Genomic DNA, 10,160 nt, shown 5'->3' on the forward strand with positions numbered 1-10,160 from the left:
TGGCATCAAAAAGACCAGCATAGCTAGCTTGAATGCCGTTGAAAACATAAAGGCCTATGAAAAAACAAAAAATGCCGGCTGAAAATTTATTCATTTTGTATTATAGTTTTCAGCTGCATTCATGAGGGCTTCGCCGTTTTCTTTTGAAGACAGTTGTGCGGCTAGGACAGTGCAGCCCGAAAAATTTGTTAGGCCGGGTTTAAGTAGAACGGAGATACCGTGCTATGGCCTAGCTGGACGGAAATGTAAAAGTGATTAAAATGCTGATTAATAGCGGTTTGTAAAATAACGTCAATGGTAGCCTGTCGAAGGACAAATGTTATTTGTTTTCTCCATAAAAATAAATGACATTGGGCATAGGGGTAAATACAAACGTTGTTGTCATACTTTCAAAACACAATAAATATTCAATTATTTAAAAACAAAAAAGTATGAAAATCAACAAGTTTTATTTATTAGTTGCTGTTATCGTTATTACAGCAGGAGTGGCAAAAGCACAAGATGCTGATGTTGTATTTGGTGTAAAAGCTGGTGTAAACTATGGAACATTGCCAACAAGTTTAAATGCCATAACAGATAAAAAAGGAAAGGTGGGTTATAATTTTGGAGTATTTGCCCGGGTTGGTAAATCATTATATTTTCAACCAGAATTGAACTATGTTAGCTTTAAGAGTTCATATGTTTATGCAGCTAGCACTTATACCCCAAAATTTAACCAACTTAATTTGCCCCTTATGGTGGGCTACAAACTGATTGATACCGAAGCCTTAAATTTCAGGGTTTCTGTGGGGCCCGATGTTAATTATACCCTTAACGAAGCAAAAGGGCCGGTTGGCTTTGATTATAAAAAGCTTACTTTCGGTGGAGTGATCAATGCCGGGGTAGATATTGGCAACATCAGTATTGATGCCAGATACAGCAGTGGCCTTACAAAAATTAATAAAGGCCTGAATGAAAAAAGCGGTTTGTTTAATCTATCTGTCGGATTTAAATTGTTTTAAGACTTCTAAACTTCTTTATTCCTCTAGTTCATCAGTTTAAATATTGGAAGAACATAAATCCATTTTTCGCTAAAGAAAAATGGATTTTTTTTGTTAACTTCTTAAATAACATTTCTTTAGTTAAAAGAAACTAAATTAGTTTTATTACTTTTGTTGCCAAACGAACTATTTAAGTCTTGTGTCATGTAATATCATTTGCATATAAATGTTGAATGACCTTTCCCACCTGGGGAGGGAGTAATTACTATTTATTTTTTACTTTACTTATTACAATATGGCTATTTCAAAAAAATATGGTCGTACTTATCACTACCCGTTTTCGCCGGGAACAACTAGCGATGACAGGATACAGCACGACTATTGGGAATATTTACAAAAAATTCCTACACTTATACACACCGAAAAACTCGATGGCGAGAATAATTGCCTGTCTAAACACGGCGTGTTTGCTCGCTCGCACGCGGCTCCAACTACATCACCATGGACAGAAAGTCTTAGACGTTTTTGGCAACTTGCGAAACATGATTTAGGRGACTTAGAAATCTTCGTAGAGAACTTATATGCTATTCATTCTATTGAATATCGCAAGCTCGAACATCATTTTTATGTATTCGGTATCCGCGAATTCGACCATTGGTTAAGTTGGGAAGAAACGCAGTTTTATGCAAATATGTTAGATCTGCCAACTGTTCCTGTAATTAAAATAGAACAAAAACCGGAAAATCAACAACAGTTCGAAAAAGAAATACTCGAGTTGGTAAAGGGGACAGGTAAATTTGATACCTATGATGTTTACGATAAAACCCAGGTTACTATGGAGGGAATTGTTAGCAGGAATGCCGATGGGTATACCGTTGATGATTTTGCCCAAAACGTGTTCAAATACGTACGCAAGGGGCATGTTAAAACTGACGAGCATTGGACCAGAAGCTGGAAACGTGCATCACTGCTAAATGAAGGAGGTAAGCATGTGGGCCTTAAGTGAAAATAAACAGTGGGCGGATCTTGAAATTCKCTTTGATTGGGTAAAACGCATGGCAGGCGTTCAACAAGATTCACGCTATCATGCAGAAGGTAATGTGGCCATACATACGCAAATGGTGCTAACYGCTTTACAAAATGAACCTGCTTTTAAATCATTATCTGAACAGGATCAGGAAATTTTATGGGCAGCTTCTTTATTGCACGATGTTGAAAAGTACAGTACAACTGTTTTTGAAACAGATGGAAGCATTACCTCAAAAGGACATGCGCGTAAAGGAGCTCAATTTGCAAGGCAATTACTATATCAGGATGAACCAGCGCCTTTTGCCATTCGTGAACAAATTGTAGGGCTGGTAAGGCACCATGGTTTGCCAATTTGGTTATTTGAAAAAACTGATCCTGTGAAAGTTTTAGTTARAGCAAGCATGGAAGTTAATCTGCAATGGTTATGTTTATTGGCAAAAGTAGATATGCTTGGACGTATCTGTGATGATCAAGAAGAGATGTTATATCGTATAGCTTGCTTCGAAGAATTTTGTAAGGAAAACGAATGCTGGGGAAACTCCTATCGGTTTAAATCAAATGCTGCGCAAATGTATTTTATGCAACATGAAGATGCTTATTTAGATTACATCCCATTTGATGAACCAGTAACGGAAGTTATTTTAATGAGCGGTTTGCCTGGTGCCGGAAAAGACACCTATATTAAAACACATTACGCAGATTGGCCGATAATCTCTTTAGACGGTATCCGTAAGGAAAAGGGAATATCTCCAACGGATAAAGCAGGTAATGGGAGGGTAATACAAGAAGCAAAAGAGCAAGCCAGGGTTTATTTGCGTAAACAGCAGGCATTTGTTTGGAATGCTACTAATACTACGAGCCAGATGCGCACGCAGTTAATTGATCTGTTTAGTATTTACAAGGCAAAAATAAGTATTGTCTATATCGAAGTGCCTTACCAACATTTGCATCTTCAGAATAAAAATAGAACAGCTATTGTACCTGCGGGAATACTTAATAAATTGGCGAACAAACTCGAAGTACCCGCACAGTGGGAGGCACATCAGGTCGTTTACCGGATTCGATAATAGATGTTTTAAGTTCGTAATTAAGCGAGCTATGGTAGAAATCATTGGAAAAACATCCTGTTATTAACACAGCCCTTCAGCGTATTCTGAAGGGCTTTTTTGTTCCATAATGGTTATGCTTGCTGATTGATTGGTTATTAATGAAATCACCTTTTAATATGAACTAAATTCTTTAAAAACTAAAAATGTGTAACTTGAATCCGTAATATATATCAAATGAAATATAACCGACGCAATTTTATAGGCGGTAGCATGGCACTCACATCAGCTTTATTTTTAAAACCAATGGAAACATTTAGTGCACCTTCTTTAGGATCTGAAAAATGGACAAATGGTTTCGCCTTAAAAGTCATGGCGCCTTATTGGGGCTTTAATGGCTCGGTAACTGATTTTTGCAAAAAGGCAAAAGATTCGGGTTATGATGGAATAGAAATCTTATGGTCGCCAGAAATTGCAGAAGAGTTATTTAAAGCGTTAAAAAAATATCAATTAGAAGTTGGTTTTCTTTGCCGTGGAGATGAAGCCCTTCCAGCACCGCACTTTGCAACTTTTAAAAAAGTACTTAGCGAAGCTGTTGAACATCAATATCAAAAACCATTGTATATAAATGTTCACTCGGGAAAAGATTTTTTTCAATACCAGGACAACAAAAAATTCATTGATTTTACTGTTCAGTATGCCAAAGAAACAGGAGTTCCAATTTATCATGAAACTCATCGGTCTCGTATGCTTTATTCAGCTCCGGCATCATTACAATATTTACAGCAAAACCCTGATTTAAGGCTAACCCTCGATATTTCTCATTGGTGTAATGTGAGCGAAAGTTTACTCGAAGACCAACCAGAAACCGTGGCACTTGCCATTTCACGTACCGATCATGTTCACTCCAGGGTTGGCCATGCAGAAGGACCACAGGTAAGCGATCCGAGAGCGCCGGAATGGAAACAAGCGGTTGAAGCTCATTTTGCCTGGTGGGACAAGGTTGTTGCCATAAAAAAACAACAAGGTAAAATCCTGACCATGTTAACTGAATTTGRCCCGCCCAGTTATATGCCAACCATTCCGTTTACCAACCTTCCAGTTGCCGATCAATGGGAAATAAATGTATATATGATGCAGGTTTGGAGAAAAAGATATTTGTAGTTTTTCTAAAAAAGGAGACTGCTATATAGCTAGCTTGTTGGGTTGTTTTTAAGCAATAGGTAATACAGTAGGTAGAAAACTGCTTAGTGATGAAGAATTTAGTAGCTGCGTGCCCCAAACTGCATAAGGGCCGAGCTGCACTCCTCACACTTAAAAGCATTACGTTTATGGCTGTGTTGCCTAAAAATGATTACTGTTAAGTGTTTATTTCTCTTTTTAATCAATATTTAAAGGTTTTGGACTGAAATCTAACGGGTAGAGTTTATCGAATTCCATTTTTAGTCTATATTAGATTCGAATAATAAAATGTTATTGAAAAACATGTCCAATAAAGCAATGCAAATGAGATTTAAACTAGGTTTGGTATATGATTACTTTAAATAATTTCAATATGGAACAATCGTATGCTATCGGAATTGATGTGGGTGGATCTTCACTCAAATGTGGAGTAGTAAACCAAAATGGCGAAATTTTATATTCCATTATTGTATCGCTAAAAAATGCGAAAACACAAGGTGCAATTATTGCGCTCATTGTAGAAGCGATCAATTCCTGTGCTAAAAAAATTAAAAACCCTATTCTGGGGGTAGGCATAGGTTTTCCGGGGATTATTTACAACAATAAGATTATTGCCGGTGCTGATAATTTACCTGGCTTTAAACAATTGGCTTTAGGCGAAATCCTGCAAGAAGTAACACGTTATAATATTGTAATGGATAATGATGCCAATTTAATGGGGCTAGGAGAGATGACTTACGGTGCGGCCAAAGATTGTAGTGATGTGGTTTTCCTTACCGTAGGAACTGGAATAGGTGGTGCTGTGATGATTGATAACAAGCTTTACGGAGGATTTAGAAATAGAGGTACAGAGTTAGGGCATATTGTTGTACAACACCGTGGGGTTGCCTGTGCCTGCGGAGGTCGCGGTTGTTTAGAAGCTTATGCGTCGGTATCCGCCCTGCTTAACCATTATCAGTCTATCCACCCTAATTCACCAGAAGAGATTGATGGTAAATATATGGTAGAGAAATATCTTGCGAGAGAAGAATATGCCGTTGAAGCTATGGAATCGCATTTCGATTACCTAGCTACTGGCATTATTAGTTTTATAAATGTATTTAGTCCGCAAAAAATTGTAATTGGTGGAGGCATAAGCGAATCTGGTGCCTTCTATGTTCGCGAGATTGAAAGAAGAATTAAAACTTTAGCAGTGCCTATTGCACCTGGTAATGAATTGGTAGTTGCTGCTAAGTTGGGCAATAAAGCAGGTTTACTGGGCTGTGCAGCAAATGTTTTTCAAAAGTTTAAGGCTTTTGATTATGCAGTAAAATAGTTCATCAGAAAAAGAATAGTACTGATTTGAATCTGAATCTCTTGCGGTAAATAAGCAAGAACAAAAAGTATTTAATTTTAAAAAAGAGGTTGTATCATAAATATAGATTTGTCATCCTGAGCCTGTCGAAGGACCCGTTTAAATACTCTTGAAGGTGTTTCGACAGGCTCAACATGACAGCATGTGAGTTGAAATCGATTTTTAATCAAAAAAAGGGAGGCGATAAGCCACCCTTAATATCTAGAGCTTATGTTTTTAAACAGTTTATATCGCCTGGACCTTTAAAACCACGCTGGTTCTGTAAGCATTTGCTTCTGGATTAAAGCCTACCTTCATTAAAAAGTCGCCAGAGTAAACTTTAGTACTGTCAATTGGCGATTTAGCACCAGGGTATAGATTAATTTCTTCAATTTTATATCTTTTAACAGGGTCTAATCCTTTAAGTTTAATTGGTAATATCACACCATTAGTAAAAAGGGTGGCCACATGATAGTTAAAAACAATAGCCTGATCTTTTGCTTCGTTTACATAAGCAATTGAAGCTATTTTATTTTCGTAAGGATCCTGTAAGCGGTATTGCTGACCATGCCAGATAATATCTTTAAAGCCATTATAGGTTTTAACGGCATTCTGACTAAAAAGTAAATCATTTTTACTTAACTCATTTACACGTACATCATAACCGAGTTTTCCCATCATGGCCACATCTGTTTTAAATTTAATAGGCTGTTTACCCATATCGGTAATGTGGTTATCTACAGCAATAGAAGGGAAATAATACGAATATTCCCACTGAATAAAGATGCGGTCGTAGGGATTGGTATTATCGCTAGGCCAAAATTCGGTGAAATGTTGTAATGCGGCATAATCTACTCTCGAACCACCTCCGGCACACAGCATCATTGGTGTTTTAGAGTATTTTTTTCTAATCCGCTCCAATACGCCGTTTAATCCCCTGATATATTCAAGATAAAAATGATCCTGATTTTTTAAGGTAGGAGAATTTGCATTGTATATTAAGGAGTTACAATCCCATTTAATGAAGGCTATTTCTGGCACTTCCTTAAAAAGATCATCTACTGTTTTATATATAAAATCCTGAACCTTAGGGTTGGTTAGATCCAGCACCAACTGGTTACGCATGTAATATTCTTTTCTTTCAGGCTGTCTGATAATCCAATCGGGATGGTTTTCGTATAACTCACTTTTAGGATTCACCATTTCGGGCTCTATCCAAATACCAAATTTTACACCGCTTGCTGTGGCCTCTTTGCCTAATGAACTGATTCCATTTTTTAGCTTTTGCTTGTTATACTGCCAATCTCCCAGGCCAGAAGTAGATCCATTGCGTGGATATTTATTTCCAAACCAGCCATCGTCCAATAAAAAAACATCAACCCCTAACTTTTTGGTATCTTTTGTTAATTCGTTTAGTTTTTCGTCATTAAAATCGAAATAAGTGGTTTCCCAGTTGTTTAGTATGGTAGATCTTTCACCCTTTCCATCTAATATTTGATAGTTTCTGGCCCAGTCATGCAAATTTCTACTGGCTAAACCTTTTCCTGCCGATGAATAAGTATAAATAAAGCGGGGTGTAATGAAGTTTTCGCCAGCCTTTAAAGTATAGTTCGACGAAAAATTAYTAATCCCGGCAGTTACGCGGAGGTAATATTCGTCGAAAGTTTCAAAATCCAGCTTAAAGTTTCCTGTCCATGCTAATGATCCGGCAATTACTTCGCCCGTATCCTCAGTCGCAGGCTGATCTATCGAAACCATAAACGAAGAAGAATGAAGGAGGTTTGTTCTGGTTCCTAGTTTCGAATCGATGGTTTTTATGCCATGCAACAATTGCTGTTCTTCTGATCGCATTTCGCGTGTAGCACCACTATATTGGTTTTTAAGGAAGAATTTTTTTCCACTCAGGGTAAGATTTGCCGAAGCATATTTGTTTAATACTACCGTGCCTTTTTCTCTATGTTCAATTTCGGCCCATTGCTCAATTACATTTTCATTAAAATAAGCCAGGTATTTTAAAGTAACCTGAAAGTTGTATTTTAAATCTTTAAGAATAATACTGGTTAATTTTCTGTTCTGATCCAGCTGTTCGATTTTTACATCCGAAAATGTTAATACAGTAGATTTGTTCCCATCAGCATGGGTTACGGTTAATGCCGGTTCTAATAAATTAAGCGAGCCGGAAGCAATGTAAGCTTCGCGTTTATTTAAAAGGTCATCAGAGCCGGGTTTGTATTTATCTAATGCTTGTATACTTGGGTATTCGCCCGCATTATCTAATTTTTTGCCCAGGTATGTCGATAATAAAGTGTTATCACGATCTGTTTCTAAGATCAGTACATTGTTTTTTGTAGCAATTTCTATCGTTTTCTGCGCTAAGCTGTTTAAGCCGATTGCCATTGAGAGTAAAAAAAAAGTAGTTTTTCTTTTCATTATTTATTCGGGAAATTTTGGGTAGTGTATAGTGTTTTGTATCTTTTATATTTGGTTTTGTAAAATTCGAGGCCAGTTTTTAGAATAAGCAAACCAACTTGTAAGCGTTAAAATGCATTAACAATTATAAATACCATAATTGCTATCATTCAGGTTTAGGTTATTAATGCCAACTCAAAATACTATTGCTTATCAACTACAAGCTAATAAGTGCAAATTAGAATTTTCTGAAGCTAATGAATGTCCTATTTATATCAGATTATAATCTTTTTTTAACAAGAAATAACCTAGTCGCAGGAGATTATAGTGCTAAACTCAATCATTTCTAAATCTAATTGTAAAATAAACAAGGCATTATTATTGTTAAGGGGAGATCAGCATTGTTTTTAAAAAATTAGCGTAATTTTATAATCATAAAAAAATAATACAATTTTCAGCTTTAAACATTTTCAAGAAATGCATTTCCATCGTCATATTAAATTACCGCAACCCCGAATACACTCATGAACTATAAAAAATTGCAGGAAGATGTAGAAAAGCACGTTGGCGATTACTTCCATACCCATAACGATCCTCGCCTGGTTTATCATAACCTGGAACATACACAAGAAGTGGTAAATGCTGCGCAGCAAATTGCCAATCATTATCAGCTTAATGAACAGGATTTTTTCTCTGTAACCGTTGCGGCCTATTTTCACGATACGGGATATTTCGAAGATGCACTAAACCACGAAGCAAAAGGAGCAGAACTGGCTGATAATTTTTTAGCGAAACATCAGGTCAATCAAGAAATCCGTGACCATGTTAAAAGCGCAATATTGGCCACTAAAATTCCTCAGAACCCTAAAAATGAAATTGATAAAATCATTTGCGATGCAGATCTGTTCCATTTAGGTTTGCCCGATTTCCGCGCAAAAGGGAAATTGATGCACAAGGAAAATGAACTGATCTATAAAAAAGATATCAGTAAATTAGATTGGCGTAAAAAAGATATCCAGTTTATGGAATCACATCATTACCATACCGATTATGCCAATCTGTTGTTGAGCGATCAGAAACAGAAGAATATCAGCAAACTGAAAAGTAAACTAACATCGCAGGAGGAAATTAGTGCCGAATTGGCAGAGCCCCTAAACTTTGCCCCTGTCATTGTGAAAGAGAAGGATAAAAAAAAGAAAGACAAAGACGATCGTCCCGATAAAGGGATCGAAACGATGTTTAGGATTACCTCAGCCAACAACCAGCGCCTGAGTGATATGGCCGATAATAAAGCGCATATCCTGATCACCGTAAATTCGATCATGCTTTCCTTGATCGTGAGTTTGTTGCTTAGGCGATTGGAAGACCATGGCAACTTGATTATCCCCACATTTATTTTGTTAATAGTGAGTTTAACCTGTGTGGTGGTTTCTATTTTATCAACACGCCCGTCTATCCCCAAGGGAGAGTTTACGCAGGAAGATATGGATAAGAAAAAAGTAAACTTATTATTTTTTGGTAACTTTTATAAAATGAGCTTACCCAGTTATACCGATGGTATGATTAAAGTGATGAACGATAAAGACTTTTTATATGGTACCTTAATCACCGACGTATACTCGCAAGGCGTAGTTTTGGGCAGAAAGTATAAACTGATCCGCCTGGCTTACAATATTTTCATGTTTGGTTTAATTGCAGCAGTATTTGCATTTGTAATTGCTTACGCAGCTTACGGTAAACTTTAATGGAACAGATAGTAGAAACCTCTTTTTTTAATAGAGATTTAAGCTGGTTAAAGTTTAACGAGCGTATTTTAATGGAAGCCGAGCGAAGTACCGTTCCACTTTTAGAACGCATTAAGTTTTTGTCGATATTCTCTTCCAACCTCGACGAGTTTTATCGCGTAAGGATGCCGGTCTTACTCGCTTTAGAGAAATTGAGCAATAAGGAAGACAACGATATCCAGATTGACGATAATTTGCYCAATACGGCCAATTTGCTTATTTCGGAACAGCAGCAGCGTTACGGTAAGGTGCTTAAATCAGACCTTATTCCCTTGCTTAAAGAGAATAAGATAAACTTAATTTATGGACAACCATTCCCTGCAGAAATTCAGAAAAATACAACCCGATATTTTTTGAGTCAGGTAATGGCCTTTCTGCAGCCTGTTTACATTAATGC

The 10,160-nt window shown here is 36.9% G+C and carries 7 protein-coding genes and 1 pseudogene; 7 read left to right on the forward strand and 1 reads right to left on the reverse strand.

Features of this window, described 5'->3' with window-relative positions:
- Nucleotides 1-431: 431 nt before the first annotated feature.
- The 5 genes from AC1DPQ_RS07440 (at nt 432) to AC1DPQ_RS07460 (ending at nt 5,552) form a co-directional block, all read left to right on the forward strand.
- Nucleotides 432-1,001, forward strand: a complete 570-nt coding sequence (locus AC1DPQ_RS07440) for a porin family protein (protein ID WP_477584219.1) — start codon at nt 432-434, stop codon at nt 999-1,001.
- A gap of 274 nt (nt 1,002-1,275) precedes the next feature.
- Nucleotides 1,276-1,986, forward strand: coding sequence for an RNA ligase family protein (locus AC1DPQ_RS07445; protein WP_477584217.1), 711 nt, complete (start codon nt 1,276-1,278; stop codon nt 1,984-1,986).
- Between the two features lie 49 nt (nt 1,987-2,035).
- Nucleotides 2,036-3,076, forward strand: coding sequence for an AAA family ATPase (locus AC1DPQ_RS07450; protein WP_477608604.1), 1,041 nt, complete (start codon nt 2,036-2,038; stop codon nt 3,074-3,076).
- Between the two features lie 285 nt (nt 3,077-3,361).
- Complete coding sequence (locus tag AC1DPQ_RS07455) at nt 3,362-4,219, forward strand: sugar phosphate isomerase/epimerase family protein (protein ID WP_477608606.1); 858 nt, start codon at nt 3,362-3,364, stop codon at nt 4,217-4,219.
- Between the two features lie 367 nt (nt 4,220-4,586).
- A complete protein-coding gene (locus AC1DPQ_RS07460; RefSeq protein WP_477608608.1) occupies nt 4,587-5,552 on the forward strand; it encodes an ROK family protein in 966 nt (321 codons plus the stop codon).
- Between the two features lie 264 nt (nt 5,553-5,816).
- Here the strand turns inward: AC1DPQ_RS07460 and AC1DPQ_RS07465 are convergent, their stop codons facing one another.
- Nucleotides 5,817-8,000 carry an alpha-galactosidase gene (locus AC1DPQ_RS07465; RefSeq protein WP_477608610.1) on the reverse strand — a complete coding sequence of 728 codons (2,184 nt, stop codon included), beginning with the start codon at nt 7,998-8,000 and terminating at the stop codon, nt 5,817-5,819.
- Between the two features lie 503 nt (nt 8,001-8,503).
- Between AC1DPQ_RS07465 and AC1DPQ_RS07470 the strand changes: the two genes are divergently transcribed.
- Nucleotides 8,504-9,724, forward strand: a complete 1,221-nt coding sequence (locus AC1DPQ_RS07470; protein WP_477608612.1) for a Pycsar system effector family protein — start codon at nt 8,504-8,506, stop codon at nt 9,722-9,724.
- Nucleotides 9,724-10,160, forward strand: a pseudogene (locus tag AC1DPQ_RS07475) (polyphosphate kinase 1); the annotation flags it as partial. The gene AC1DPQ_RS07470 and the pseudogene AC1DPQ_RS07475, both read left to right, overlap by 1 nt.

The sequence above is a fragment of the Pedobacter sp. 01T416_2 genome (genome assembly GCF_056398925.1).

Coding starts and splice junctions, on each gene's coding strand:
- AC1DPQ_RS07440 (WP_477584219.1), top strand. CDS start 432: ATGAAAATCAACAAGTTTTATTTATTAGTTGCTGTTATCGTTATTACA.
- AC1DPQ_RS07460 (WP_477608608.1), top strand. CDS start 4,587: ATGATTACTTTAAATAATTTCAATATGGAACAATCGTATGCTATCGGA.
- AC1DPQ_RS07470 (WP_477608612.1), top strand. CDS start 8,504: ATGAACTATAAAAAATTGCAGGAAGATGTAGAAAAGCACGTTGGCGAT.